24 protein-coding genes are annotated in these 25,507 nt (G+C 44.1%); 13 read left to right on the plus strand and 11 right to left on the minus strand.

The window, feature by feature from the left end; translation table 11 throughout:
- Window positions 1-50: 50 nt before the first annotated feature.
- Window positions 51-470, minus strand: coding sequence for a hypothetical protein (locus PCAR9_RS02225; protein ID WP_179982223.1), 420 nt, complete (start codon window positions 468-470; stop codon window positions 51-53).
- A gap of 264 nt (window positions 471-734) precedes the next feature.
- On the opposite strand from PCAR9_RS02225, the gene PCAR9_RS02230 reads away from it, so the two are divergent.
- From PCAR9_RS02230 to PCAR9_RS02250, 5 genes are all read left to right on the plus strand, one after another.
- Window positions 735-1,913: an aminotransferase class V-fold PLP-dependent enzyme gene (locus PCAR9_RS02230; RefSeq protein WP_179982224.1), complete on the plus strand. Its 1,179-nt coding sequence runs from the start codon at window positions 735-737 to the stop codon at window positions 1,911-1,913.
- Window positions 1,914-1,969: 56 nt separating this feature from the next.
- Window positions 1,970-2,152, plus strand: a complete 183-nt coding sequence (locus PCAR9_RS02235; protein ID WP_014948108.1) for a DUF2065 domain-containing protein — start codon at window positions 1,970-1,972, stop codon at window positions 2,150-2,152.
- Between the two features lie 503 nt (window positions 2,153-2,655).
- On the plus strand, window positions 2,656-3,954 hold the full coding sequence (locus PCAR9_RS02240; protein ID WP_156085873.1) for an adenylosuccinate synthase: 1,299 nt from the start codon (window positions 2,656-2,658) through the stop codon (window positions 3,952-3,954).
- 316 nt (window positions 3,955-4,270) lie between these two features.
- Window positions 4,271-5,677 (plus strand): aldehyde dehydrogenase family protein, encoded by a 1,407-nt coding sequence (locus PCAR9_RS02245; protein WP_110289448.1) that lies wholly within the window; start codon window positions 4,271-4,273, stop codon window positions 5,675-5,677.
- Window positions 5,678-5,688: 11 nt separating this feature from the next.
- The gene (locus tag PCAR9_RS02250) at window positions 5,689-6,105 is read left to right on the plus strand and encodes a VOC family protein (protein WP_136783501.1); all 417 of its coding nucleotides are present in this window, start codon (window positions 5,689-5,691) and stop codon (window positions 6,103-6,105) included.
- A gap of 127 nt (window positions 6,106-6,232) precedes the next feature.
- On the opposite strand, the gene PCAR9_RS02255 is transcribed toward PCAR9_RS02250, so the two are convergent.
- A complete protein-coding gene (locus tag PCAR9_RS02255) occupies window positions 6,233-6,940 on the minus strand; it encodes a PepSY domain-containing protein (protein WP_232091091.1) in 708 nt (235 codons plus the stop codon).
- Window positions 6,941-7,029: 89 nt separating this feature from the next.
- Here PCAR9_RS02255 and PCAR9_RS02260 point away from each other — a divergent pair, with 89 nt between their 5' ends.
- The gene (locus PCAR9_RS02260) at window positions 7,030-7,500 is read left to right on the plus strand and encodes a LabA-like NYN domain-containing protein (RefSeq protein ID WP_168463103.1); all 471 of its coding nucleotides are present in this window, start codon (window positions 7,030-7,032) and stop codon (window positions 7,498-7,500) included.
- On the opposite strand, the gene PCAR9_RS02265 is transcribed toward PCAR9_RS02260, so the two are convergent.
- From PCAR9_RS02265 to PCAR9_RS02275, 3 genes are all read right to left on the minus strand, one after another.
- Window positions 7,475-7,666 (minus strand): hypothetical protein, encoded by a 192-nt coding sequence (locus PCAR9_RS02265; RefSeq protein WP_179982225.1) that lies wholly within the window; start codon window positions 7,664-7,666, stop codon window positions 7,475-7,477. The two genes, PCAR9_RS02260 and PCAR9_RS02265, sit on opposite strands and share 26 nt — an antisense overlap.
- A 67-nt stretch (window positions 7,667-7,733) precedes the next feature.
- A complete protein-coding gene (ggt, locus tag PCAR9_RS02270; RefSeq protein ID WP_179982226.1) occupies window positions 7,734-9,452 on the minus strand; it encodes a gamma-glutamyltransferase in 1,719 nt (572 codons plus the stop codon).
- 76 nt (window positions 9,453-9,528) lie between these two features.
- Complete coding sequence (locus PCAR9_RS02275) at window positions 9,529-10,905, minus strand: Na+/H+ antiporter NhaC family protein (RefSeq protein WP_179982227.1); 1,377 nt, start codon at window positions 10,903-10,905, stop codon at window positions 9,529-9,531.
- Between the two features lie 220 nt (window positions 10,906-11,125).
- On the opposite strand from PCAR9_RS02275, the gene PCAR9_RS02280 reads away from it, so the two are divergent.
- On the plus strand, window positions 11,126-13,228 hold the full coding sequence (locus PCAR9_RS02280) for a glycoside hydrolase family 3 N-terminal domain-containing protein (RefSeq protein WP_179982228.1): 2,103 nt from the start codon (window positions 11,126-11,128) through the stop codon (window positions 13,226-13,228).
- An 89-nt stretch (window positions 13,229-13,317) separates the two neighbouring features.
- Window positions 13,318-14,388, plus strand: a complete 1,071-nt coding sequence (locus PCAR9_RS02285) for a mechanosensitive ion channel family protein (RefSeq protein WP_179982229.1) — start codon at window positions 13,318-13,320, stop codon at window positions 14,386-14,388.
- A 147-nt stretch (window positions 14,389-14,535) separates the two neighbouring features.
- Here PCAR9_RS02285 and PCAR9_RS02290 read toward each other — a convergent pair whose 3' ends face one another.
- Together PCAR9_RS02290 and murQ are read right to left on the minus strand one after the other, a co-directional pair.
- Window positions 14,536-16,002, minus strand: a complete 1,467-nt coding sequence (locus PCAR9_RS02290) for an exo-beta-N-acetylmuramidase NamZ family protein (protein ID WP_179982230.1) — start codon at window positions 16,000-16,002, stop codon at window positions 14,536-14,538.
- Window positions 16,003-16,058: 56 nt separating this feature from the next.
- The gene (gene murQ / locus PCAR9_RS02295; RefSeq protein ID WP_179982231.1) at window positions 16,059-17,054 is read right to left on the minus strand and encodes an N-acetylmuramic acid 6-phosphate etherase; all 996 of its coding nucleotides are present in this window, start codon (window positions 17,052-17,054) and stop codon (window positions 16,059-16,061) included.
- Window positions 17,055-17,242: 188 nt separating this feature from the next.
- Between murQ and alr the strand changes: the two genes are divergently transcribed.
- Window positions 17,243-18,319, plus strand: coding sequence for an alanine racemase (alr, locus tag PCAR9_RS02300; protein ID WP_179982232.1), 1,077 nt, complete (start codon window positions 17,243-17,245; stop codon window positions 18,317-18,319).
- A gap of 702 nt (window positions 18,320-19,021) precedes the next feature.
- On the opposite strand, the gene PCAR9_RS02305 is transcribed toward alr, so the two are convergent.
- The 4 genes from PCAR9_RS02305 to PCAR9_RS02320 form a co-directional block, all read right to left on the minus strand.
- Window positions 19,022-19,735 (minus strand): YitT family protein, encoded by a 714-nt coding sequence (locus PCAR9_RS02305; protein ID WP_179982233.1) that lies wholly within the window; start codon window positions 19,733-19,735, stop codon window positions 19,022-19,024.
- Between the two features lie 233 nt (window positions 19,736-19,968).
- Entirely contained in the window at window positions 19,969-20,280 is a 312-nt protein-coding gene (locus tag PCAR9_RS02310; protein WP_179982234.1) for a hypothetical protein, read from the minus strand.
- An 88-nt stretch (window positions 20,281-20,368) separates the two neighbouring features.
- Window positions 20,369-20,758 carry a VOC family protein gene (locus PCAR9_RS02315; protein ID WP_179982235.1) on the minus strand — a complete coding sequence of 130 codons (390 nt, stop codon included), beginning with the start codon at window positions 20,756-20,758 and terminating at the stop codon, window positions 20,369-20,371.
- Between the two features lie 45 nt (window positions 20,759-20,803).
- On the minus strand, window positions 20,804-21,058 hold the full coding sequence (locus tag PCAR9_RS02320; RefSeq protein ID WP_179982236.1) for a Rho-binding antiterminator: 255 nt from the start codon (window positions 21,056-21,058) through the stop codon (window positions 20,804-20,806).
- Window positions 21,059-21,401: 343 nt separating this feature from the next.
- Between PCAR9_RS02320 and PCAR9_RS02325 the strand changes: the two genes are divergently transcribed.
- From PCAR9_RS02325 to PCAR9_RS02340, 4 genes are all read left to right on the plus strand, one after another.
- Window positions 21,402-22,520 carry a TonB-dependent receptor gene (locus tag PCAR9_RS02325; protein ID WP_179982237.1) on the plus strand — a complete coding sequence of 373 codons (1,119 nt, stop codon included), beginning with the start codon at window positions 21,402-21,404 and terminating at the stop codon, window positions 22,518-22,520.
- Between the two features lie 19 nt (window positions 22,521-22,539).
- Window positions 22,540-23,337 (plus strand): substrate-binding periplasmic protein, encoded by a 798-nt coding sequence (locus PCAR9_RS02330; RefSeq protein ID WP_179982238.1) that lies wholly within the window; start codon window positions 22,540-22,542, stop codon window positions 23,335-23,337.
- Window positions 23,338-23,518: 181 nt separating this feature from the next.
- On the plus strand, window positions 23,519-24,790 hold the full coding sequence (locus PCAR9_RS02335) for an NRAMP family divalent metal transporter (protein ID WP_179982239.1): 1,272 nt from the start codon (window positions 23,519-23,521) through the stop codon (window positions 24,788-24,790).
- A 247-nt stretch (window positions 24,791-25,037) separates the two neighbouring features.
- A complete protein-coding gene (locus PCAR9_RS02340) occupies window positions 25,038-25,505 on the plus strand; it encodes a hypothetical protein (RefSeq protein ID WP_179982240.1) in 468 nt (155 codons plus the stop codon).
- Window positions 25,506-25,507: the final 2 nt, after the last annotated feature.

The raw sequence follows: 25,507 nt of genomic DNA on the forward strand, positions 1-25,507 counted from the left end.
GGGTTTTAGCGTTCACAGTAACGCTAAAACCATCGCCTTGGGCTATAAAACTAGCAAATAGGTGAAAACCCTTCCTTATGCAACCAGTTAAGTGCCTCGAAGTATTTTTCAAAATACTCCCGTTCATAGTTGCTCGTTTCAAAATCACGTTGGTTTGAAGGATGGGTGCGTTCTAGTTGAGCACGCTTGATCATTCCGCTATCTAGCACATACGCTGAACGACTAAGCCCTTTCGAAATATTTACCTTTATTGCATCCGCTAAACGGGTCTGACATTCCGGCGTAGATAATACCCAACGGCGTCCGTCCATTAAGGCTGCCCAAGGCTTATTGTCGAACCTATCAATAAGCTCATGCATTTCCTCTATAAAAAATTCTGTTGTTTTAAGGTTCCACGCTCCGGTAGCAAACACTTCAAGAACGTTACCTGAGACATCCAATGAATAATTTCCGTATTTAGGAAAACGCATAAAGTACCTTTAATGTGTGTCTGCGTGGAACAGATGGAGCTTGCTAACTAGACTTACAAATCCAGCTCACCTCTATAGGGTATAGCAGAGTTTTTCAGTTTTGCAGTGGGCGTATGTATATAAGAAATAACATTAAGCGCAACGACTTGGGCAAAACTATTTACACCTATTTTGTAAATAAATGTTTTGCTGTAGGCGCAGGTTCATGCGAAGTACGCTGAAGTTTGATAGGGTTTAAGCGGTTTTAATATTAGGCAATAAAGCATGGCATATCAGCAGTTTTATACGGGGTTTCTCAACGCTAACAAAGGTAAGCAGCACTATGCGTGTCACAGCCATTATTTTTGGCCAGACTGCACACGCGAAGCAATGCTTAACTATTGGGATGACAGTGCTAAATACGTAGACGAAAAGTGGGGGTATTTTTTCCAAACTTTAGTACCGGAACTGCAGCAGCGTATTAGCAACATACTGAATACTGGCGCGCCTGAGCAAATCGTTTTTGCGCCAAATACTCATGAATTGCTTTATCGTATTATGAGCTGCATAGATAGTGCTGCACCTTATAAAGTGGTGTCGACGGACAGCGAGTTTCACAGTTTTCAGCGCCAAGCGAGTAGGCTAGAAGAACAGGGTGCAATAGAACTTATTACCGTACCTACCAAGCCCTATCATACTTTTTCTTCACGCTTTAAAGCGGCTATTGCCGAACACAATCCTGAGCTAGTTTTCCTTAGTCAGGTCTTTTTCAACTCTGGTTATGTGGTAAGTGATATTTCACATATTGTACATAGTGTGACTAACGACAATACCCTCGTCGTAGTTGATGGTTATCACGGCTTTATGGCAAAGCCTACGGACCTTGCCGATATTGCTCATCGTATTTTTTATCTTTCAGGTAGTTATAAATACGCACAGGCGGGAGAGGGGGCGTGCTTCGCCCACGTGCCGGTGGGTTGTAAGCTAAGACCCACGTATACCGGCTGGTTTGCCGAATTTGGCGAGTTAGACAAACCCCGCGAGACGGGCGGTAAAAATAACGTGCAATATAGTTTAGATGGGATGCGCTTTGCCGGTGCCACTATGGATTTTACAGCGCTCTACAGGTTAAGAGCTGTGCTTCGCATGTTTGAAGATAATAGTTTAGATGTTGCCACAGTTAACGAATATATAATGGGCATGCAGCGCACATTTCTAGAGAAACTTGCTACCTGCAACCATCCCTTGCTAAACGAAAAACATCTAGCAGTAAGTGATGAAGCAAACCGAGGGCATTTCCTTACCTTTGAATTAGATAGTGCCGATGAAACAAAAGCCCTTGCTTCAGCGCTTAAAGAGCACCATATCCTTACCGATTTTAGAGGAAACCGCTTACGGTTTGGTTTTGGTCTGTACCACACCCCTGAGTACATTGATTTAACCGCACTGAATCAGAAAGCGTAAGTCGTTGCTTTAAACATACGTAAATATTAACGTCACACTTATTTAAGGATAGTTTTATGGAGTGGCTACTACCCGCTTTAGCGTTGGTACTTATTATAGAAGGAATAGGGCCGCTTCTTTTTCCTAATAAATGGCGCAATTATTTACTTCAGATAAGCCAACAGCCCAGCAATCAACTGCGTCAAATTGGCGGAACCCTTGTGATAATAGGCGCACTACTGCTGTTTTATTTCAGTTGAGTTAGCGCCCAGATCTAGGCATTAAGAGGCGTGAAGCGGTGTGAAAACGGACCTCATCAAACACTGCCACACGCTTTACCATAATACATAGTACGAAAAGGAGCGCGACTTTACCGTTGACTGAAAAGTGTGCTCTTAAACCTGTATTCAACATTCAGATGTGTATTTTCAGCCCTTTGAATACCTCATTAGCTTTTAAGCATCCAATGCCCGCGAATAATAGCAAAACGTTATATAAATGGGCGTAGCGCAGACTGCGATAGACCGTCTGTTCAGCTTTTTTACCTGGTAATGTTTAGAAAGCTTTAAAAATTAGCGTCTTAGAATGTTTGTGCTGAAAAATAAGAAGCCAAGCCTTATTTCAAAAAGGATCGAGCGGCAGTGGGTCATCTTTGTGATTTCAAAAATAAAAATAAAATAGTCGTATTTTTGTTCGAAAAAGAGATGATCCTTGCCCTAGAATTTTGTAGAATCCCCGCCTAATTTTCTTACACATATGATTCATGGCAAAGAACGTTGTGGTACTCGGCACTCAATGGGGTGACGAGGGTAAAGGCAAGGTCGTAGACCTACTCACTGATCGCGCAAAATATGTTGTTCGTTACCAAGGCGGACACAATGCAGGTCACACTCTAGTAATCGACGGTGAAAAAACCGTACTTCACTTAATCCCATCAGGCATCCTACGCGAAAATGTTACCTGTATTATTGGTAACGGTGTTGTGCTTAGCCCTGACGCACTAATGAAAGAAATGACTATGCTTGAAGAGCGTGGCGTTCCAGTGCGCGAGCGATTAAAGATTAGTGAAGCTTGTCCGCTAATTCTTCCTTATCACATTGCACTTGACGTAGCGCGCGAAAAAGCCCGTGGCGCAAAAGCAATTGGTACAACGGGTCGTGGTATCGGTCCTGCTTATGAAGATAAGGTAGCTCGTCGCGGTTTACGCGTAGGCGACTTATTTAACGCCGAAGACTTCGCAGCAAAGCTGAAAGAAGTGCTAGATGTGCATAACTTCACACTTACGCAATACTATGGTGAAGAAGCGGTAGACTTTGATGAAACCTTGAAAGGTGCAATGGAAGTTGCTGACATTCTTAAAGCAATGGTTGTTGATGTAACTGACGAACTAGACAAAGCACACAATGCTGGCTTGCCTATTATGTTTGAAGGTGCACAAGGTACACTTCTAGACATCGATCACGGTACTTATCCTTATGTTACGTCCTCAAACACTACCGTTGGTGGTGTAGCAACGGGTGCTGGCTTTGGCCCACTTAAGCTAGATTACGTACTGGGTATTGTTAAAGCATACACTACGCGTGTAGGCTCAGGTCCTTTCCCTACTGAACTAGAATGTGAAGTAGGCCAACACTTAGGTGTTAAAGGTCACGAGTTTGGCGCAACTACAGGCCGTAAGCGCCGTACAGGTTGGTTCGATGCAGTTGCGATGAAACGCGCAGTACAAATTAACTCTATTACAGGTTTCTGTTTAACCAAGCTTGACGTGCTAGACGGTCTTGAAAGCCTTCAAATTTGTGTAGGCTACAAAGATGCAGACGGCAACGTGAAAGACGTTCCACCTATGGCGGCTGATGGTTACGAAAAAGTAACCCCAGTTTATGAAGAAATGCCGGGCTGGACAGATAACACCTTTGGTGTAACTGAGTTTGAAGCGCTTCCACAAGCAGCGAAAAACTACATTAAGCGTCTTGAAGAGCTAACAGGTGTGCCGGTTGATATCGTTTCAACAGGCCCTGACAGAAACGAAACTATCGTTTTACGCAGCCCGTACGACGCGTAATAGTTTCACATTAAATATGTTTAAAAGCCCAGTGTTCACTGGGCTTTTTTGTTTGTAATTTTTCGACCTTTTACTTTTATATAATCTTGTTATCGCTTCAACGTTAACTGTTTATACTTCTTAAGTGTAACGTCAGCCACTTGCACCTAAAATACGAGCTCATTAAACATTAATTAACAATTTAGTTGCGTTGTCTTCGAACATCCCTATTAATATAAGATAGTATCAGTTAATTATTGCGCTGCTTTGCCCGACAACAATCTTAAGATGAGCCATAGAATTGTTGCAGTGGGTGTTATGCTATCGGAGCCTTCTTATGCCAAATAGACCTTCTCTTCACGCAGTGGAAACTGGCGTGTGTTTCGTTGACGTTGTTCACAAGCTTAACGACAGTTTCGATACAGGGAAAACCCAGTCCTTGGAGTGGCGTAAAAGCCAGTTAAAGGCATTAGAAACTTTACTGAAAGACAACCAGCACGACATTTTGCAGGCCCTTAAAAATGACCTGGGCAAATGTAAGACCGAAGCCATGGTAGCGGAACAAGGGTTTCTGCTTTCTGATATCAAGCATACGCTTAAGCATTTGGATAAATGGGCAAAGCCACGCAAAGTATCAACGCCCATGGTGGCATGGCCAGGTAAGAGCTTTCGCAAGCCTGAGCCGCTTGGCACTGTGCTTATTATCGGAGCGTGGAATTATCCGCTTCAGTTATTGCTTGCCCCTTATATCGCCGCTATTGCAGCGGGCAACTGTGCGGTATTGAAACCCTCTGAATTGGCTGAAGAAACCTCGTCGCTGGTGGCTAAGCTTATCCCCCAATATATGGATAATTCATGCGTTGCCGTAATAGAAGGCGGTAAAGATGAAGCGACGGCGCTACTTGCCTGCAAATGGGACCATATTTTTTACACCGGTGGTGAAGTGGTGGGCAAAATTGTCATGAGCGCCGCGGCCAAACATTTAACTCCAGTAACCCTTGAGCTTGGCGGTAAGAGTCCCTGTTTTGTTGATAAAAACACAAACCTTGCTGTCACCGCGCGCCGTTTAGTGTGGGGTAAATGGATGAATGCGGGCCAAACTTGTATTGCGCCTGACTATGTCATTGTTGAAAAGGGCTTTGAGCAAAAGCTTATTGATGCGGTTAAAAAAGAGCTGAAAAAGCAATACGGCAAAGCACCTTTATCGTCACGAGATTACGGCAATATCGTTAATCATCGTCACTTAAAGCGTCTTGAAAATTACCTTGAAAACGTCAATGTGGTGTATGGCGGCGAGCTAGATGAATCTCGTCCAGCAATGGCGCCTACCCTTGTACTGGAGCCATCGCTAGATAGCCCGCTAATGAAAGAAGAGATATTCGGCCCTATTCTACCTATTATCACTGTCGACAACATGGAGGCGGGCATAAAGTTTGTGAACAGCAGGCCTAAGCCACTCGCACTTTATGCATTTAGTGATAAGGATGATGTGCTTGATAATATTATCAGCAAAACCAGTTCAGGCAGTGTGTGTACTAACGACACTATGCTGTTTATGACTAACCCTGAGTTACCGTTTGGTGGCGTAGGAAATAGCGGCATGGGTAGCTATCATGGCCAAGCAGGTTTTGATACATTCAGTCATATTAAAACAGTGATGAAGCGTTCTTTTGCGTTAGACGTGTTCTTTCGTTACGCACCGTTTTCAAAGTTTAAGCTATCGTTACTTAAGAAGTTTTTATAACAGGAATTTTCATGGTTCAGCCTTTTCACCTTGCCATACCGGTCACTAATCTAACCGATGCTGAAGCGTTCTACGGTGAGTTGTTGGGTTGTGAAAAGGGCCGCAGTGACACCCAGTGGATAGATTGGAACTTCTTCGGCCATCAATTAGTGACCCATTGTGTAGAGGCTATGCCGTCGCCGCCTTCCTATAACGGGGTAGACGATCATGCTGTGCCGGTGCCGCACTTTGGTGTTGTGCTAACCATGGACGACTGGCAAGAATTGGCAAGTAAACTGGAAGCTGCTGATATTGAGTTTGTTATCGCACCTTATATTCGTTTTAAAGGTAAGCCGGGCGAACAAGCCACCATGTTTTTCAAAGACCCTTTCGGCAACGCGTTAGAGTTCAAAGCGTTCGCCGATATTTCTCAGCTTTTCGCTTCATAATAATTGGGGTCTTTTACTCTTTGTTAGCGTCCTGTAGCGCAGTTCCCTTTGTGGGCAGCACTGTTGCCCTCTTTAAAAGACTTCCATCTAGACCAAAATTAGTACGTTAAAGATTACAGGCTCTTGGCTAGCGCTTCTTCTTTTTTGGTTTGAAGCGCTTATATAAAAGCGCAACACCTGTAAGGGTGAACAAAAAGGCGCTGCCCGAAAAAGCAATTAACCACGGCGTGTTAAAGTTACTTCTGTCCTTATAATCCATTATGTGCAGCATCCACATAAAATCAAACAGCCGCCATGTGTCGGTACGTACGCGCAGAACACTGCCTGTGTTTGGGTCGATATAAAACCGCGAATTAAAGTCGTCATCGAAGTTTACCTGCCATAATGGCGCAGACAGGTTTTGCACTTCTTGAGGTAACACGCTTAATAGCTGGGTCTCACCAATATCGCCAGTACCTGTGTATTGCCCTTTTGCTGCTTTACGAATAGCGCTTTCTTGCATGGTTTGCAAAGCTTCACCTGTTAATGCGCTGTAGCGATAGGCAATGTTGTCATCTACGACATGATAAACAGGAATAGCATCAAGCGTGTTTGAGCCAGCATGGCCAACTTCATTTATACGATGAGTAAGTGAAAGTACGGCAGCGCTACTGTGGTGGCGCAAAATGTCGGAAGGGGTAACCGTAACATCGTGCCACGACGTAGTGACGGCATGTTTTAAGTGATTGCCTCTTACTTCATCTATGGGTAACAAGGCCATGACTAAGCCACTTAAAAACCATAGACCTATTTGCACAAACAAAATTAAGCCCAGGTAGTTGTGCGCCTTGCGCATAAATTTCATCATCAGGTTTTTTGGTTTTATTATCAAAAGGCTATAACATCAGAAAACAATAACCGAGTAAACCGAAGAAGAGGGTGGTTTTGAATAAAGCATTAGTGCTGGTAGACGTACAAAACGTGTATTACACCTGCCGTCAGGCGTACAAACGTAACTTTAATTACAACCAGTTTTGGCGTGAACTTACCTATAATTTAGACATAGCACATGCTTTTGCTTACGCAATAGACAGGGGTGACAGCAAGCAACGTGAATTTCAAAACATTCTTCGTGCTATTGGGTTTGAAGTAAAGTTAAAGCCTTTCATTCAACGTGCTGACGGCTCGGCGAAAGGTGATTGGGATGTAGGTATAACAGTAGATGCACTTGAACACGCCGACGATGTTGATGAGATCATTTTGGTGTCGGGCGACGGCGATTTCGATATTCTTGTAAACGCCCTTAAAGCAAAAGGGAAAACCGTAACGGTGTACGGTGTCCCTGCATTAACGGCTGAAAGTATTCAAAAAGTGGCGTCTAAGTACGTGCCTATCGACGCTGCATTGTTGCTGTAAACACACTAGCAGTTTCGCCAGAGTTGATGCGATATTTAAATAGGCCAACTGTGGAATACTCCACAGCTATCTCCTCTGAAAAAGGGCTGTATGAATACTGAAACCACTTGAAGTTCCACGTTTCCATCAGCCCTTTAGCTAGTAGCCATAAGTTCTCAGTCATCATCGCTTCGCCTTTAAAGGGCTGAGCAAATACGGCTTACCCTAATATGGCTTACATTAATACTACTGTGCTAATAAGGCTGGACAAGGCTCTTACCTCGTCCGCTTTTTTCAGATGCGGCTTCTACACCCTCTTTAGTGCGCTTAATTAAATGCACATCACCAAATCGACGGTTATCTATGGTATAGCCCATTGCTTTAAGCTCATTTACCGTTGCCTCTGTAAACCCGTCATGCATACGAATGGTGTCTTTGGGCAGTAGCTGGTGATGAAAACGTGGTGCGTTCACGGCTTCTTCAGCGCTCATATCGTAAAGCAGTGCATTCAATAGCGACTGTGTGACCGACGAAATAATGGTAGTGCCGCCAGGAGAGCCTGTTACCAGAACCACTTGGTCGTCTTTAGTGACCAGCGTTGGTGTCATAGAAGACAGCATGCGCTTGTAAGGTTCAATAGCATTCGCTTCACCACCCACTGCGCCAAAGAAGTTAGGCACGCCAGGCTTGGCACTAAAGTCGTCCATTTCATCATTCAACAAAAAGCCAGCACCAGTCACAACAACACCGCTACCAAACGTAAGGTTGATGGTCGTTGTATTGGCAACCGCGTTACCCCATCTGTCCATAATGGAGAAGTGTGTAGTATCTTCGCTTTCTTTTAAACCAGGCTTAACGCTTGGGGTATCAGAAATGCTGGTAGGCTGAATATCTGCTGCGCGTTGAGTAATATAGTTAGCGTCAGTAAGCGCTTTTACCGGAACACTAACAAAGTCAGGATCGCCCATGTATTCAGCGCGATCGGCAAACACGCGCTTGCCTATTTCAGACATAACATGAATATATTCGGTGCTGTTTTGCGCTGGCAAGTCGTGCGTTTCGTCATAGGCTTCTAGCATGCCAATCCACTGGGCAACGGCAACACCACCAGAGCTTGGAGGAGGTGCGGTCACCAGCTCATAACCTTGCCAGTTTAAGTGTAGCGGTTTGCGCCACACGGCTTTGTAAGCTTGCAAATCTTCATAGGTAATAAGGCCGCCGTTTTGCTGCATAAAATCAACAATATGCTTTGCTACATCGCCTTTATAAAAGCCATCCTTTCCCTGTTGCTGAATAGCTTTAAGCGTTTTCGCTAGCTCTGGCTGTTTGAAGGTAGTGCCTGCTTTGGCGTGTGCAAAATACTCGCTAAAGTTGTTATTGATACCTGCTTTTTTGGTACGTTCAATATAGCGTCTAATGTTATTAGCCAGCTTCTCGTGAACCACAAAACCTTGCTCGGCCAAATCAACCGCTGGTGCGAGTAGACGCTCCCAATCCAATGTGCCGTATTTTTTGTGCGCGGCCCACATGCCGGCAACGGTACCGGGAATGCCAGACGCTTTAGCGCCAAACAATGACTCATATGGCTTTACGTTACCTTGCTCGTCAAGATACATATCCCGATGCGCATTTTCAGGTGCCATTTCGCGGTAATCAAGAAAGTCGGTGCTATCTTCGAACTTTATTGTCATAAAGCCACCGCCGCCAACGTTACCCGCCTCTGGCAATGTTACGGCTAAAACAAACTGAGCAGTAATAGCCGCATCAATAGCGTTGCCGCCTTCCTGAAGTACCTGCATAGCAGCATCGGCGCTATAGCTGTCAGGCATGGCAACGGCCTGCTGACTTAAGCCTACGGCATTTTCTCCAACAGTATTAACTGTGTCGTTTGGCGAATGTGAACATGCTGCCACTACCGAAATAAATGCTACTATCATCGAGATAAACCCGATGTTTGCTATCCGTCTTTTCATTAGAAAACTCCTTGCTACAGATATTGCTAACACCTTGATATTAGCAATCGGCTACCAACAAACCTTAGTCACATGTTTAGCCAAGCATGACTAAGCTTGCTACAAAATAGGCAATAAGCGTAAGTGCGCCGGCAAATAGTGCGTAAGGAAACTGGGTTTTAACGTGCGTTAATACGTCAGTACCCGCTGCTAGCGAAGATACGGCTGTGGTATCGGAAATAGGCGAACAGTGATCGCCAAATATACCGCCACCCAATATAGCGCCAATAACCAAAGAAGGAGGCAACCCTAAACTCTGAATTAGTGGTACACCAATAGGTATAAGGATGGCGAACGTACCCCATGACGTGCCTGTGGTAAACGACATGATCCCGCCGGCAATAAATAACATGGGAACAATCAGCACCATTGGAAGGTATTCACCCACTATTCCTGCCACAAATACGCCGGTTCCTAGCACCTTAAGGCTATTGCCTAAGGTTAATGAAAGTAACACTATGGTAACTAGGGGGAGTAGTTCGCCCATCCCTTTAAAACCGATGTCTACCGCTTCTTTATGAGTAAATCGTTTATGAACGAGAAGCAGACCGTAGGCAATAGCAGTGGCAAGAGCCGTCGCATAAAGAACTGATTTACTGCCGCTGCCTTCAGATAAAACGCCGTTACCTGTCCAGAACATGAAGCCAACCATACTCAATACCATCACCAGCAGCGGAACCAGCATAAATCGCGCTTTAGTGGCAGGCTCAGTCGTGTGATTTACCTCAACATGAGACAGTGCTTTTTCTTCTTCAGCCATAGGGCCGTGCACTTTATCAGCGGAAATTGTGTAAGCCACAATAAGTAAAGTGAAAATAGCGTAAAAGTTAAAAAATACGCTGCCCCATAAAATGGAAGCTGACGAAGCGGGTAGTTCGTAGGCATCGAGTAGGCTGAGTATAAAAGCGCCCCAGCCGTTTAATAAAATCAAAATACAAACTGGCGCGCTGGTGGAATCAATTATGTAAGCTAAACGTGCGCGGCTCATGTTGAAACGATCAAACAACCCTCGGGCGAATATACCAGCAGTAAGCACGCTCAAGTTCGATTCTATGAATACGGCAATACCAGTAAACATGGTTAAGCCGCCTACTTGTTTACGGCTTTTCGCTACGCCCTTATTAACCAGAAAGTTAACGGTTGCCGTTACGCCACCAGAATCACGAATAAAAGCCAATAGTGCGCCGACTAGAACGGAAAAAATAAGCACCCGCGTGTTCCCTGGGCTAGCAGCGGTATCAACCACACGTTCTATGGCATTAATAGGGGCCATATAGCTGGTTGTGATATCAGCATTGACTAGAATTAAGGCTTCAGCAGACAGTACGGCCAGCGCCAATGCTAAGATAACTTCTTTTTTCCAAAAAACGACGGCAATAGCCACAAGAGGGGGGATGACTGACATCCAATCCATACTTCTTTCCAAACTTAAATTTATGTGTGCTTAGAACCTGCTGCTCTAGATTGTTTACCTAAGTTCAGCGTGCCCTACAGGTATGTCTTTTCACGTAGCAAATTATATAAACTAACGCGTAAGAGAAGGTGTGAATACAGTTCAAAGTTGGCGAACATGCTTCTCTCATTTATGCTAGCGTACCGTATTGTGCTCTGTGTTACCAAGGATTAGATAAACATTGTTATTCCAGCAAGTTATTTGTAAAAAGCGTACTTCTGTATTGAGCTTAAGCCATTTTCTTTCAGGCATTTTAGTTTTATTTAGTGTCGGCATTCTTGCTGCTAGTGCAACGGCAAACGCTTTAAACGGCGACACATCTACCCCAAGTGCCACCAATACTGAATTGCCCCCAACTAACGCCAAAAAGGCTAGCGCTAACAAAATCACCGCTAAAAAGGTTGCTGCTAAAAAAGCTGGCGATGAAACGGGTAGCGCGAAAACGATTAGCAGCGAAGCTGTCAGCGCAGTAAAGAACATGCTTGGGCAAAAGATTATTTTGGATTTTCGCTATTTTTGTGAAGATGGTACGCCATCGTCACGCTGTCGCACGCCCATGACCGAAATTCCTCCTTCGCTTTTAAGTGTGCTCAGTACACACAACATAGGCGGCGTTATTTTATTTTCGGAAAACATTCAAAATGCCGAGCAGTTAATTACGCTTAATTACACCATGCAGCGACATATGGTAAATGCAGGTAGACAACCGCTATTCATTGCTGTCGACCAAGAAGGGGGGAGAGTAGCGAGACTGCCTTCAGATATGCTTTCGCCGTTTGCAGGTAACATGGCCATCGGTGCTACCTTTCATCAGCGGGGCCATGCCTTTGCCCAAAGCGTAGCATCGCACATTGGCCAAACGCTGTTACCTTTAGGGGTTAACACTAATTTTGCGCCGTCGGTGGATGTAAATAGTGAGCCAAAGAACCCCGTTATAAACGTACGCAGTTTTTCTGAAAAACCAGAACAGGTGGCGGCACTCGGACAGGCGTTTGTAAGTGCGATGCAAAGTACGGGAGTCTTGGCTGCTATTAAACACTTCCCAGGTCACGGTGATACCCATGTGGACAGTCACAGTGGCTTACCGCAAGTCACGCATACCAAGGCTCAAGCAATGGCAGAGGATGTTCTTCCTTTCGCTAATATAATTAATAGTGCGACCCCGCCGGCAATGGTAATGAGCGCACACATTCAATATCCGTCTTTGGATGATACTGAAATTGCAGACAAGAATGGCAAGCTGCAAATTGTTCCCGCTACCTTGTCGAAAAAGATACTAACCGACGTGCTTCGCAAGCAATTAGGGTATAAAGGCCTGGTCGTTACAGATGCGTTAGATATGGCTGGTATTACACAGTTCTTCTCGCACGAAGAAGCACTCGTTCGCGCATTCAGTGCCGGTGCGGATATTGCGCTCATGCCTTTCACCATAAGAAATAAAAAGGATATCAACGCATTCTCAAAGCTTTTAGATAATGTGGCAATAAGACTTGTAAACACGTCATCAGACTCGTTTTCAGAAAGCGCTTTCTTGGTATCTTCCTATAATCGTATTCTTAAAGCAAAACAACAGTTTACTTTAGAAAGCTTCGTTTCTAAACCTGTATCTTGGTGGCTTGATGAGGCAAAAGAAAATACAACGATTGATAATCCTAACAGTCTAAAAAACAAAGGAATCCGAATTGAGAAAGCGCTTTCTAAGGCTTCGGTCTCGGTACTATATGGAAAGGGGAAGCTTCCGGTAAAATCAACGCGCTGGCTTGCGCTAATGCCTGATGCCGCAAGGTGTTTAGCCTTTGAAAGTGCACTGATACGAGCAGGTTCAAAGAGTACTAATAAGCCCCTAGAATTTGCTTGTCTACCCTTAATGGCATTGCCAAAAAAACAGCTAGCTATGATGCTTTTAAAACAGGCAGAAGTACTAGTGGTGGGTAATATTAATCCGCTTCACGCGAACTATGAGTTAGGTGGGCTTGATCTACCTGAACATATAAAGCATCGCGCAAGTGAATCTGATGTGATGGCATTTAGCAAAATGATGATGACTGCTGCGAAAACACAGAAGAAAACCGTGGTTTTTGCTCCCCTACGTATGCCGTATGAAGCAAATGATCTCAAAAATGTGACAGACATCGCTATTGCAACATTTAGTTATGCGATAAGCATAGACGAGCAAGTTGGTAAGGGTGATAACAAGGTTACCAGCTATAGTCTGAACGCACTGGCTGATGTCTTAGTAGGTAACGCAGTTGCCGAAGGTCGTGCACCAGTTTCGTTAGAGTAACTTTCTCTATACCTAAAAGCGGCAGTTTGAGCGACAATGTGAAAGGCTAGTTTAAAGGTGTTTCTTTAGCCAACCTTAAAGGAAAACATGTGAATACAGAAAACTTATCAGGTACTACGCGAGCATCACTAATTGACTCTGTGTTCAGTACGTTCCTTACATTTGTTCCTTTACTCGTTGCTATAGCATTGGTTGTAAGTACACTCGTTACTCTACATTACCTTTTGCTTGCTAAACAAAGCCACCTTACCAGCGAGCAGAAACTGCCCCGACAAGTTGGAATGTTAGTACTTACTATCATTGGTACAGTTGTTATAGCGATGACTCTTCCAGTAAGTGAAAGTACGCGAAATCAAGTTATCGCACTTATCGGTGTACTTATTTCTGGTGTCATTGCTTTTTCATCTACCACAATGGTGGGTAGTTTGATGGCAGGAATAGTACTTAGGGTAAACCGCCCCTTTAGGGTCGGTGACTTCATAAAAGTAGAAGGTTATAGCGGGCGCGTTACTGAAATGGGCTTGCTTGATGTTGAAATTCAGACGGAGAGCAGAGAACTAATTGCTTTCGCCAACACGCTTATGGTGAGTTCGCCTGTTTCGGTCACGCGTGCTTCTGGTGCAATTGTTAGCGTGGATATTAGCTTAGGCTATGATATTCACCACAGTGTCATTGAAAAGCATCTACTTGCGGCTGCTGAAAATGCAAAGCTGGCAGAGCCTTTTGTACAGGTCATGGGGCTAGGCGATTTCTCTGTAAGCTATCGTATTTCTGGGTTACTAACCGAAGTAAAGAGCTTGCTGAGCGCTCGTTCAAGGCTGCACAAAGCTGTACTTGATGCCTTACACGATTCTGATATTGAAATTGTTTCGCCTAGTTTCATGAACCAGCGTCCTCAGGCCGATGGTTTGAAAATGATTGCTAAATCTCCCAGCCAAACCACTAAAGAAGAAGCGTCTCCAGAAGACGTGATTTTTGACAAGGCTGAAGAAGCGGAGCAAAAAGAAAAGAACAAAGAAATGTTAATGCAGACCATTGCCGATATTGATGCAAAAATCGCAGAGACCGACAGTGAAAATAAAGACGAGCTAAAGCAACAAAAAGCCACAGCAGAAGCTAGACTTGCAACACTGGTAAAAACTAAAACAGAGGAGAGTTAGTTTTCACTAACTTTTTTTAGGACTTGTGATATAAGCCTTAAGGGCTAAGTAAGTATTTACTTTAATGTTAACCCTTTCAATGGTCGCTAATCGTGCCTCCCGATTTTGTCTATCTAACAGCTTGTTAAATTAGCAAGGCTACGTGAGTTATTCTTGACGTCGTTCGATGTCTTCATAAAGTAGATATGGCTTTCTTTTTTCTCTGAACGCACTCAAACTCTTTTGCCAACTTTGGCGAATCTCAGCAGATGTTTTCCCGGTTTGGATTTGATTCCTTAGTGCATCAGTACCCGCCAATTTATCGAAAAATTCTGGGCGTGTGAAAAATGTTTCTGTAGAACTTCCACTGGCGGTGGCAATACGGTTGTATTCAGAAAAGCGAGAATAGGCATTAATCAAGGTTTCTATTTCCAATCCGCTAACTGGTGAACCTTCTCTATTCTGTAACTTAAGGCTTGAGTTTTCCAAGTCCATATATTCAGAGTCGATAAGATCAGCGCGGGTAAAAACGTGAGCATTTAGTAAAGTGTTTTCATGTTTAGGGTAAGGCGCTGCACTATTTGCTTTTACCAGTATTTGAGATTCACCGAATTCGATATTAGGGTGACCAACAAGCTGAAATGGGAAGTCAGTGCCACGGCCAATACTGACATCGCTTCCCTCGAAAAAGCATAGCGTGGGGTATAGCTGGATAGACAAATCGTTTGGTAAGTTAGGACTAGGTGCCACCGGCAGGGAATAGTGCGCAGTGCGTTCATAGTCCTCTACCGGCACTACGGTAAGTTTTGCTTGGTTGTAGTTAGTTGCCTCAATATCTAACCAGCGCTCTCCCACGATCATTTGAGCAAGTTCACCTAATGTCATGCCGTGCAAAACGGGAATAGGGTGCATGCCAATAAACGATGAAAATGCTGGCTTTAGCACTGGGCCGTCGACATATCGGCCGTTAGGGTTTGGTCTATCTAGAACCACAACCTGAATGCCTTGGGCAAAAGCGGCTTCCATTACATAGTGCAACGTACTTAAATATGTGTAAAAACGTACGCCCACATCCTGAATATCGAAAACAATTATGTCGGTATTTTCCAGCATAGCCGTCGTGGGCTTTTTAGTTGCCCCGTAAAGCGAATGAATAGGTAAACCCGTTTTAGCATCAATATCGCTATTTACCTTTTCACCTGCGCCTTTATCCCCCCTAAATCCGTGCTCGGGTGACATAATACTTACTAGGTCAACATTACGTTGTAATAAGGCATCCACCAAATGCTGATAGGGTTGGTTTGCTTTTATCGTTCCTGAAGGACCAGTTATCTCGTTATTTCTAACCAAATCACCTCTAACTAAAGAGCTTTGGTTTACTACCAAACTAACTCGCTTACCTTCTAACAAAGGGAGGTATCTTGAATAGCGTTCAGCACCTACAGCAAGTTGATTGGCGTTTAAGTCTTCATTAGCCAGCCCACTTTGTTTTGCTTTTAAACTGTCACCATCAGTTGTATATACATGTGTAGATAAGCTGTTTTGCGCACATGAGGTCAAGAAGGAAAAACTGACCAGTAAGGTAAGCGCGATAATCAATGCGCTCTTTGTATGACGTGTAATATTTGTGCTCATATTGGCTAAACCTGAATCCCCTTATTGCAGTCCCTTATTGGAGAGAAGCGCCTTAGCTATTTACTTTCTACTACGGCTTTACGTAAGTAGCCATCGTTAGCACTTAGCTGTGCGGCTGCCTGCTCTGCGGTTTGCCCTGTTAGTACCATTAGAATGGCGACCTTTGCTTTGTTGTTGCATGCACTAAGCGCTGCTAAAGCGGCATCTTCACTACAGTCGGTAGCCTGCATAACAATGCGAAGAGCACGAGCTTTTAGTTTTTCGTTAGTAGCATTCACATCTACCATCAAATTTTGGTAGGTTTTTCCCAGCTTAATCATAGCGCTGGTGCTAATCATATTAAGTACAAGCTTTTGTGCCGTACCCGACTTCATACGTGTACTGCCGGTAAGTGCTTCAGGGCCGACAACGGGGCATATGGCCGTGTCAGCATTTTCAAAAATAGCTGCGTTAGGGCTACAAGCAATTGCGCCGGTAAAGCAGCCAAGGGAACGGGCATATTCCAATGCTCCACTTACATAGGGCGTGCGACCGCTAGCTGAAATACCAATAACTGTATCGTTCTGCGTTAGTGATAAACTTTCAAGGTCAGTTCGACCTGAATTAAAATCGTCCTCTGCGCCTTCAACTGCGTGCTGAACGGCCTTCTCTCCGCCGGCTATTACACCCACAACCATTTCATCGGGTACACTAAAGGTAGGGCGACACTCAACTGCGTCAAGAATGCCCAGCCTACCGCTGGTACCTGCACCGATATAAATAAGTCTTCCGCCGTTTTTAATGCTGATAGTTGCGGCATCAACCGCTTTCGCTATTTGGGGTATTTGAAGTGCTACCGCGTTTGCGACTTTAGCATCCTCGGCGTTAAGGCGGGTAAGAATGCCTTGGGTACTTAACGTGTCTATATCCAAGGTATCGGGGTTTCTGCCTTCTGAGACGACTTTATTCAGTGATTTAGCTAATTCATTCACGGTGGGAGTATCAACTGCCGCTTTGTTTTTAATACGGGTGTTTGCGGGCAAATCTGAAGTAGAAGGGTTGTGCGAAGACATGATAAACCTTGAAGCGACGAAATGATTATAATAAGCGAGCGCAAAGCATAACGGTATTTTAAACCATAAGAAACCTTGCGTTAGACAGTCGTTTTTTCAATATTAATCCTGCGCCCTTAATGCGCTTCTCGTGGTACACTTCGGCTTTATATGTTTCCCCATTAAACATTTAAGGAACGTGTTTTTCAGTGAGCCGACAAACGCAAGCTATTATTCATGCTGACGCCATTTTACATAATTTCAAAGCCCTTGCCGCTTTAGCGCCATCAAGCCAATCTATGGCGGTGGTGAAAGCTGATGCCTATGGTCATGGAGCCGTAAATGTGGCGCGTATTCTTCAGCATGTTTCTTCGCGTTTTGCTGTAGCTATTATCGAAGAAGCTATTGCCCTTCGCGATGCGGGAATTACCGCGCCAATTGTTGTTTTAGAAGGGGCTCATCAAGCAAAAGAGTGCCAAATGGCGTTTCAGCATAACTGCATTTTGGTTATGCATTGTGAAGAACAGCTTGCATGGCTAGAAAAATGCCCTGAACAACAACGCCCCCACATTTGGTTGAAAGTAGATAGCGGTATGCATCGCTTAGGCTTTGCGCTTTCAAAAATCGAAGAGATTACTGACAAATATCGACATCTATTAAGTGATAACACGGTTATTGCTACACACTTTGCATGTGCCGATGATGTGGATAACAGTTTCACCCATACTCAAATGAGTGGGTTTAATCAGGTTGCTGAAAAGCTGGGCTTACCTACTAGCGTGGCTAACTCTCCGGCTACGGTAAATTGGCCGGCAAGTCGAAATGCATGGAACCGGTTGGGAGTGGGCGTTTACGGTGGTGCTGTTTCAACCTCGCAAAACATAGATGTTGAAATGTATCCAGCCATGACCCTTCGCTCAAGCGTACTGGCTGTGCGAACTATACCGGCAGGCGAGGGTATCGGGTACGGGCAAACCTGGGTGGCGAATAAAACCAGCAAAATTGCAACCGTAGGTATTGGTTATGCCGACGGCTACCCTAGGCATTGTAAAAACGGTACGCCAGTCTTGGTTAGGGGTAAGCGCGCTTATTTGGCTGGTCGCGTATCTATGGACATGATCACCATTGATGTGACCCATATCGACAACGTAGCTGTGGGCGATGAAGTAGAGCTGTGGGGTCAGAATGTATCTATTCAGGAAGTTGCAGCCAATGCTGACACCATCGACTACGAATTAATGACGCGAGTTTCTCAACGTGTACCGCGCATTGTGAAATACCTTTAGTTATCAACGCAATGCCAGTTTGAGTAATCTTTATACAATACCAGTCCGCACAGATAATTACCCACTCAGCGAGAGTTAAAATGTTCGTAATCGCGGCGTGTTACCGCAGGTATAGTGGTTCTACATCAAGGTGACACAACAAAGAGTACGGGCATTTTAAACTCGCCCTTCGGGAAGGTCTGGCAAGCTTCCTAGCTACATTCTGGGAATTTGAAAGGGAACAGCCATTCCTGCATTCCCACGCTTTGCTAGGAAACTTGCCAGCGCCTTCTGAGTGGGCAATGATATGTGCGGATTGGTATAATTTAATAAAGCACTATTCATTAAAAGAATGAGACTTTTACCCCTAATTTGGGCTTTACTGTTGTAGCTTAGTGATGGGATTGCGGCGAATATTTCGCCTCCAACTGTTCTGAGCATAAACTCATAAGTGAGGTTTGTATGCGTACTTCGTTTTCTCGACCGAGAGTGAATCGTGGAGTAGTTAGTCGACCGTCAAGGCCTGTTCAAAAGAAGTAATAGGTTTGTTGTAGGCGTCAAGGAATACAAATAAAAGATACAATAAAGCCCGGTTAGGTTTGCCTAACCGGGCTTTCTATTAACTACTTATGTGCACCGTTAAGTACTTTCAGCTTGCCGGTATCTGTTTACACGCTTGAGCTTTTAAACGTAAACGCAAAACCATAAGAACTGACTACCAACTTAGCCGTTTTGGGCGCGAAGCTCGCTGTCTATGCTGTTGTGCTCATTGCTATCCACACGCTTCGCGTCAGCCTTTTTTGATTCTGTTTTAGCCTTGTCTGAACTGTCTTCGCCGAGTACTGGGAAGTAACGCTCAGGTCTATGGTTAAGCGAAATTACCATATTTAAACAAAACGCGGCGAGTATCGAGATAAGCACTAATGGCCACGAAATAAAAAACAGTGCGCTAAGCAATATGCAGCTATCTACAGTTAACTGAAAAGTCCCAGCTCTGATATTAAAGCGTTGCTGTAAGTAAAAGGCCATAATACCAACGCCGCCTAGGCTAGAGCTGTGACGGAACATCATCAGCATGCCTACACCAATTAAAATTCCGCCAAATACCGCTGCGAAAAACGGGTTAACGTGGCTAATATCTACAAATGCCGGAATTTGCTCTGTTAACACTGAAACAGTGGTAACAGAGATAAACGTATTGATGGTGAAACGTTTACTAATTTGCGTCCAAGCTAGAGTATAAAAAGGTAGGTTAATCAAAAAGAATAACAAGCCGAAGTCCATGTCGAAAGCATAGGTACCTAATAGCGCAAGACCTGCCGCGCCACCTACCATTAGGTCTTGAGACTGAAAAAGATATACGCCAAAAGCAACAAACAAGCCGGCGCTTATCAGGGCGAAAACATCCTCGATGACACTGTGTTTTGTTTTTTGCATAAAAAAGAGTTTGCGTTAAGAAGACACAGCGTAATTATACGTTTACAGCACATTCGGTGACAGCAAGATGAAAAGTTAAGTCAGTACGATAAAAGTAAGAAGGTAAGTTTGCCTTTACGACTTTTAGCGCTTCGGTGAATAGGGTGTTGCGGCAATGTAAACGCTGCACCAAGGTGGTTCAGTTTTATAACTTGAAAAGCGCAATGCGCTCTTAATATTTGTAGGCTGTATGATTATTCAACAATAGAGAACACTACAATATCTTGCTTATTAAATTCTACACTGCACTTCATGATTCCTAAGTGCAGTGGACTATATGCTTCAATTTTGCTGCCATTTGCTACAAACTCAGTATCCCACAACAATAAGTCTGCGGTGTTAAGCTGGCGTTCAACGCTTTTTTTTGACACCCCTGGCGTAAAGTTGTCGCAAAGAATAATGACCTCACGTCTTGCTTCAATCCAGTAAAAGGTAGTGGTGATCAACAGTGCTATCGCCGCTATTGCAACAACATCTGCAATAATAGAACGTTTCATGGCCTGCACGTTTTACTTCTCCTCTACGTCTTTACTGTGAATGATAAAACCTTGTGATACAAAATGCGCTATAAGCAAGGTGCACCTGTATAAAGTGCTATTCAGAGGTTTGGATCAAATCCCACTTATTGCCAAACTTATCTTTAAAGATGGCTACCGTACCATAAACTTCTTCACGGGGAGTTTCTAAAAACACCACGCCTTTACTTTGCATTTCGTTAAAGTCGCGCCAAAAGTCATCGGTATTTAAAATTAAAAATACTTTGTCTGCGGCTTGGTTACCAATAAGCGCTAATTCAACGTCGTTTTTAGCTTGTGCTAGCAGCAAGCTGGCTGAACTGTTTGGCGGCGTTACTAACACAAAGCGCGAGTCTTCTCCGGTTGCTTTATCTTCAGTTAAGGTGAAATTTAAAACCGTTGTGAAGTACTCAATTGCGTTGTCGTAGTCGTCTACAAAGAAGGTAATCGCCGAAAGGTGTTGTCTCATAAATGTAGTTCAGTTCAAATTGGTTAAGTGAACTCGGCATACTACCTAAAAGCTCACCGAGCTGAAATGCGGATTATCAGTTATTGCATGAAGTTGAGCGATTTCATTAAGGGCAATATTTTCTACATTACCGTTAATGCGCATTTGTATACATTCTGTTGGCGCGTCACCGTGTTTATCTATAATTGTATTTAGTGCCTTGCCGTTTTTTAGTTCCCCACTTTTTAATACGGCGCTTACCTCAAGTTTATACATGCAGGCTATTTCTATGTAGTCATAAAGCTGACAGGCTATATTCACAGGCTTTCCTATAGTTGCTTTTAAAGTGTTGCTCAAATTTTAGATAAGCCCTGGCGTTCACGGCAAAAACTTCTTTATTTACCGTACATTCATTCCACTTCACTTTAAACATTCGACTGCCAATGTTTAAATGCCGCCGCCTATCGGGGCGGCGAAGTTTCTCAACTCAAATCACAGAAGTCAGACCTTAACAAATGATCTTTTTTTAAGGTTTGCTCAGTATTGTAAGTACTGAAGGATTTATTTTGGTGCACGAAACTCCTAAGCGCTTAAACGCCCCTTTACTCATTAGAGGCAATTTTTAGCAAAGGGTTCCCGCCAAAAATTCAATACAGGAACAGTAATGAACAAGCTACTATCCGCATTTTCTTTAGTTTCAATTGCTACATGCGCTTCGAGCGGCGTAAAAGCCGACGAACTCCCCTTTAATTTAAGCGGTCACGTAAGGGTTAATTACGGACATCAAGATTGGCAAATTCCCGAGTTTAGAGATGGTTTTGAGTTCGAATCATTCAAACTTGGCGTATCCGGCGAGTCAGATCAGTTTAGCTATAAAGCAGAGTACCGCTGGTACGAAAATACCGATTTTGATACCGTTCGCTTCGCTGATCTTACTTATCATTTTGATGATCAAACCGAAATTACCGCAGGTATAACGCAAACCCCGTTTGGTCTACAGCCCTTTGCCAGTAACAACTTTTGGTTTTCAGTTAATTACTATCTTGGCTTCGAAGATGACTACGATGCTGGGGTCAAAATCAATCACGACTGGGGTAAATGGGATTTTCAAGCCGCTTACTTTATGAATGATGAGTACAATGACGCAGCCGAATTTGGTCGTTACTCATTTGATGTAGCAGATGACGGGGAATACCGAAATAAAGAAGACGGGCAGTACAATCTACGTGCTAACTACTCTGCGAATTTTATTCGCGGTGCCACTACCGATATCGGCGTGTCGTATCAGTACGGTAACATTTTAAACTTAGATACATTAGACGATGGCGATATGAATGCTTATGCCGTTCATATGCGTCACACTCAAGGTGACGTGAAAGTTGAGCTACAGTATATCGACTATGAATACGATTTAGCTGCACCTGAAGGGCAGGCTGATGACCGTATAGCGCTATCGTCTTTTACCTTTCCTTTCTTGGCGGCTGCTGACGGCAAAACTTATTCAGCAAACCTTGTGTACTCGGTGCCCTATAAGTTTACGCATATAGAGTCACTTACCTGCTATTCAGAATACAGTGTTGCCAAAGGCGAAGGAAATGAAGGGAAAAACTCTTCACAGTGGATAAATGGCTGTAGCTTTGGCTGGGATAAATTGTTTGTATATGTAGATAGTATCCAAGGCAAAAACATGTGGTTTTCAGGCGGCCCTGGCGTAGGGCTAGACTTAGGCGGTAGACAAGAAACTACCCACAGGTTGAACATAAACCTTGGCATTTACTTCTAATTAATAACAGGACTTTGACATGCGATTACTACTTATAGCGACATTGATACTAGCGCTAATTCCAATGCAAAGTTTTGCCCATTCATGGATGAAACTGCGCATAGCGACCACAGAATATGCGCCTTACACGTCAACTGATATGCAGCACGAAGGTTACATAAACCATATTATCGCCGATGCGTTCTTAGAGACGGGCGTTGTGGTTGAGTTCGTATCCTTACCATGGGAAGAAGCCTTAGAGGCAACGCTAAAAGGTGAATACGACGCAGTTTCTTACGGTAACTTTGTACGTTCTCGAGAAAGCGAGTTTTTTCACAGCAACCCAATAAGCGCAGAGAGCCTGGTGTTTTATGTTAATGCCGAAAAAGGCCCCGATAGTTGGAGTGACCTTAGCGATATGCAAGGTCTAAAAATGGGGATCACAGAAGGGTATCTATATAACGATGAGCTTGCTGCCTTCATTAAAGGTAACGAAAGTGTAGTAGAGCGCAAGACTGATAAAGCGAACCTAGAAGCGCTAATAAACGGTGATATCGATGTTTTCCCCATTGATGAACTTACCGGTTGGTATTTGCTACAGCGAGACTTCAACATTGGCGACCGTCGTGATGTCATGCCTATTAAACCTTTTGTTTCTACGGTAACCACGCATTTGTTAGTGCCTAAAGGGCAAGGCGATAGCCAGCTTATTTTGTCTTTATTCAATAAAGGGCTAGAAGAGCTAACGTTGGAAGGTAAACTAACTCGCTTCAAGCGTCTGCTAAAAGAAGGTTATTATCAGCACCCGCAGAAAAAGGTAAATTTCGACCGACGCTAACACACAGCCGTGTTTTAAACGCATGCTAATCCACGACTTTTCAATTTGAAAAAAAGGTTGCGAACCAAATGCGGTTCGCAACCTTTATTCATGCTGCTTTCTCATCACTTAGTGTCTTTTCTGCTGATTATTAAACTGATATGGTTAACGGCTATTTTCTAATGCCCATTTAGAGGTTGCCTTGTCGTACTCAGCTGAAACATCGTTCCTTGCCCGCGTTACCACCTTACTAAAATTACTCGGTCCTGGTGTGCTTATGGCAACGGCGGCGGTAGGTGGAAGCCATTTGGTGGCCTCAACTCAGGCGGGTGCAAAGTTCGGATGGCAGTTAGCGCTTCTCATATTGGTGGTAAACCTACTTAAATACCCGTTTTTCAGGGCAGGCGTAGGTTACACCATCAGCACGAAGCAAACCCTGCAGCAAGGCTATTTAGAGATGGGTAAACGCTACCTAGCCATTGCCTTGTGCTTAAATACTATCGCATCGGTAGTCAATGCTGCGGCACTGTTACTGTTTGCAGCAAGTTTATTGTCGTATTTTATTCCATTTGATATAGCTATAGCGGTGTCTGCCTCAGTAGTTTTAGCACTCATATTACTGATTTTACTGGCAGGGCATTTTGAAGGGCTAGACAACATTGCCAAAGGCATAATGGGTGTGCTTGTAGTGGCAACCATAGCAGTGTTTATCGTTGCACTTAGTAATTATACTGCGCCAATGGTGCCTGCCGAAGAGCAGCCTTCGCCTTGGACGCTTGCCACGCTCGGTTTTTTAGTGGTAACAATGGGGTGGATGCCTGCACCTATTGAAATATCGTCTATTACTTCTCTTTGGTTAAAGCGACAATGCAAAGGTCAAGCGGTGACCCCGAAGTCGGCCCTTTTTGATTTCAACTTGGGCTATGCGGTAACCGTATTGCTTGCTCTGCTGTTTTTGGGGCTAGGCGCATTAATTCTGTATGGCAGCGGCACAGAACTTAGTACTAGTGGTATTGGCTTTTCTCACCAGCTAATCAGCATGTACTCGTCAACCATCGGGGAGTGGGCGCATCTGCTTATTGCGATAGTGGCGTTTCTATGTATTTTCGGCTCGGCGTTGACGGTATATGATGGCTATGCGCGAGTGGTTGCAGAAGCAATTGCGCTATTGTTTAACAAGGATAAAGCTGCCCGCAATACACTTGTGACACCAGTATTGCTTTTCATGGCAATATTCAGCTTTGTTATTGTGCTCTTTTTCAAGTCTGCTCTATTAGCCATGCTAGGCTTTGCTATGACGTTAGCTTTTGTAACCACGCCCATGTTTGCTTGGCTTAACCATAAGCTGGTGGCACAAACTAAACTGCACCCTGATGCCGCGCCTAATAAGGTAGTAAAGTTACTTAGTTTGCTAGGCCTGGTTTACCTGTTTGGGTTTCTTTTGGTATTTGTTTGGTGGAAGTGGTTTAGCTAACGACTAACCCCAGAACATGGCCTCTCTCGCCACCACCTTTGCCAGCCGGTTACTGCTATTGCTAGCCGGCCCACTTCAGCAATTTAATACGAATCTTTTGAAAGCGCCTAAAGACATGAGAACCCCTCGGTTGGTGCTTTATTTCTTCGAGCAGTAGTAAATTAGTTTAATTATTTATACCAGTCCAAGTATTCATTTAAGACTCATCTATACTAAAAGCGACGCTGCTAAAGGAGTGCGCAATTCGGTGCGTAAAGTAAAATTATTTCCATCACTACATTCAGGCAAATACATAAGCTTTGTGTTGCTTTGCTTCGTATGTTTGACGATGTGGGGATGCACAAAAGATGAGCCGAAATCCATACAGTGGAACAATGCCTATGATATTGAAAGGGAGCTTCACCTTCTAGGGCAGCAGGATGACCCGAGAAAAATTTATAAGCGTTTGCAGGGCATGAAACTGCAAGCATCGCTTCAGCTATCCCAGCTTCGCAAGACAGGGCAGCACGACCCACTATTTACCGAATGGCTAGAGTCATTAAGAATAAGTTTGTCGCTAGCACCACTGTATAGCAACACAATCGAAACCTGTGACGTGTGGCAAAATTCAATGGAAGAAGCATGGGGCGTTCAAACTATTGAGTTTAACGAACGAGCTAAACTCGTGTGGCGGGTAATGGTCGCTACCTGCAACGCACGAGTTCGCTCTTTGTAAGC

It is taken from the genome of Alteromonas macleodii (genome assembly GCF_903772925.1).
GTDB lineage: Bacteria > Pseudomonadota > Gammaproteobacteria > Enterobacterales > Alteromonadaceae > Alteromonas > Alteromonas macleodii_A.

Excerpts from the sequence above, each read along its gene's own strand:
- PCAR9_RS02225 (WP_179982223.1), bottom strand. The coding sequence starts at position 470 with ATGCGTTTTCCTAAATACGGAAATTATTCATTGGATGTCTCAGGTAAC.
- PCAR9_RS02230 (WP_179982224.1), top strand. The coding sequence starts at position 735 with ATGGCATATCAGCAGTTTTATACGGGGTTTCTCAACGCTAACAAAGGT.
- PCAR9_RS02235 (WP_014948108.1), top strand. The coding sequence starts at position 1,970 with ATGGAGTGGCTACTACCCGCTTTAGCGTTGGTACTTATTATAGAAGGA.
- PCAR9_RS02240 (WP_156085873.1), top strand. The coding sequence starts at position 2,656 with ATGGCAAAGAACGTTGTGGTACTCGGCACTCAATGGGGTGACGAGGGT.
- PCAR9_RS02245 (WP_110289448.1), top strand. The coding sequence starts at position 4,271 with ATGCCAAATAGACCTTCTCTTCACGCAGTGGAAACTGGCGTGTGTTTC.
- PCAR9_RS02250 (WP_136783501.1), top strand. The coding sequence starts at position 5,689 with ATGGTTCAGCCTTTTCACCTTGCCATACCGGTCACTAATCTAACCGAT.
- PCAR9_RS02255 (WP_232091091.1), bottom strand. The coding sequence starts at position 6,940 with ATGCGCAAGGCGCACAACTACCTGGGCTTAATTTTGTTTGTGCAAATA.
- PCAR9_RS02265 (WP_179982225.1), bottom strand. The coding sequence starts at position 7,666 with ATGATGACTGAGAACTTATGGCTACTAGCTAAAGGGCTGATGGAAACG.
- ggt (WP_179982226.1), bottom strand. The coding sequence starts at position 9,452 with ATGAAAAGACGGATAGCAAACATCGGGTTTATCTCGATGATAGTAGCA.
- PCAR9_RS02275 (WP_179982227.1), bottom strand. The coding sequence starts at position 10,905 with ATGGATTGGATGTCAGTCATCCCCCCTCTTGTGGCTATTGCCGTCGTT.
- PCAR9_RS02290 (WP_179982230.1), bottom strand. The coding sequence starts at position 16,002 with ATGAGCACAAATATTACACGTCATACAAAGAGCGCATTGATTATCGCG.
- murQ (WP_179982231.1), bottom strand. The coding sequence starts at position 17,054 with ATGTCTTCGCACAACCCTTCTACTTCAGATTTGCCCGCAAACACCCGT.
- PCAR9_RS02305 (WP_179982233.1), bottom strand. The coding sequence starts at position 19,735 with ATGCAAAAAACAAAACACAGTGTCATCGAGGATGTTTTCGCCCTGATA.
- PCAR9_RS02315 (WP_179982235.1), bottom strand. The coding sequence starts at position 20,758 with ATGAGACAACACCTTTCGGCGATTACCTTCTTTGTAGACGACTACGAC.
- PCAR9_RS02325 (WP_179982237.1), top strand. The coding sequence starts at position 21,402 with ATGAACAAGCTACTATCCGCATTTTCTTTAGTTTCAATTGCTACATGC.
- PCAR9_RS02330 (WP_179982238.1), top strand. The coding sequence starts at position 22,540 with ATGCGATTACTACTTATAGCGACATTGATACTAGCGCTAATTCCAATG.